Origin of the sequence: Kitasatospora sp. NPDC093558, assembly GCF_040683475.1 — a bacterium.
GTDB lineage: Bacteria > Actinomycetota > Actinomycetes > Streptomycetales > Streptomycetaceae > Kitasatospora.
Genome location: NZ_JBFBDY010001337.1, coordinates 1 through 1,126, shown reverse-complemented (window position 1 = coordinate 1,126; position 1,126 = coordinate 1). Strand labels below are relative to the sequence as shown.

The 1,126-nt window shown below is 73.9% G+C and carries 1 protein-coding gene; it reads right to left on the bottom strand.

The genetic code is table 11. The annotated features are described in order from the left end of the window. On the bottom strand, positions 1-1,126 hold a 1,126-nt coding region (locus tag AB0O00_RS40795; RefSeq protein ID WP_363659707.1), incomplete at both ends, for a hypothetical protein.

Genomic DNA, 1,126 nt, shown 5'->3' with positions numbered 1-1,126 from the left:
CCGAGCTGGAGCCCGCCGGCGGCCGGGCGGTTGCGGTAGCCGATCCCGAAGCGGGCGCCGGCGAGGAAGGCGGAGGCGCTGCGGTAGTCCAGCGCAGACAGGAAGGTGGCGTGCGCGCCGAGGAAGAACTGCCACTCCCGGGTGCGGTTGAGCTCCAGGCCGAGGGGGTCGATCCCGACGGTCACGCCGAGGGCGCCGCGCCCGTACGACGCGTAGCCGGCACTGGCGGAGACCCGGAGCTCGTTGACGACCGGACGGGTGCGCGCGTGCAGGACCGGGCGGCACTGCGGCTGGCCGAGCTGCGTGAACACGGTGTGCAGGAAGACCGGGACGAACGAGAAGTGCCGTTCGTGGAGGAGGGCGAAACTCCCGTAGTCGAACTGGCCCGCGGTCAGCGGGAAGTCGGTGCGGACGCGCTCGTCGCCCTTCTGGAGCGGGTGCGCCCTGCGCAGCCGCTCGTTCTCCTCGCGGTACTCGTCCGGGTGGCCCAGCACCATGTGGGTGGCCTCGTGGGCGTACGTCAGCCGGTCCGTGCTGCCCGCGAAGAAGAGGGCCGTGCCGCTCGCCTCGGCCACGTAGGAGCGGCCGCGGAGGTTGCTCACGGCCACGGTGTAATCGGGCGTGCCGCCGGTGGCCCTGGTCACCTCGACGACGATCGGGATCGGCGGGCCCGCGCAGATCCCGGTGCCGCCTTCGGTTTCCACCTCGTACCAGCCGTTGAGCGCGGTGTTGACGGTGTTCAGGTACTCGGCGGCGACGCGGTCGACGAGCTTCGGGTCGACGGCGGCCGGGGCGCTCTGGCCGGGGTCGACGAGCTGGCCGGCTGCGGTGATGTCGGCGGGTGTCGCGCCCCGGAAGGCGATCGCGAGCGGCAGCGTCAGGCGGCGGGTCAGCGCGTCGTAGCGGACCTGTACGTGGCCGGTGTCCATGACCGGCACGCCCGCGGACGGGTTGGCCTGCGCCCGGTCGGCGTCGGCCTGGTTCCGGTACTGGACGCGGTTCACCCGGCCGTCGAAGACGAGCCCGTGGCTGGTGAGGCAGCCGGGCGCGACGGTGTCCACGATGACCGACGTCCCCGTGGGGGCGCGCCGGACGACCCGGGCGGCCGGGGCGGGCGCGAGCGCCG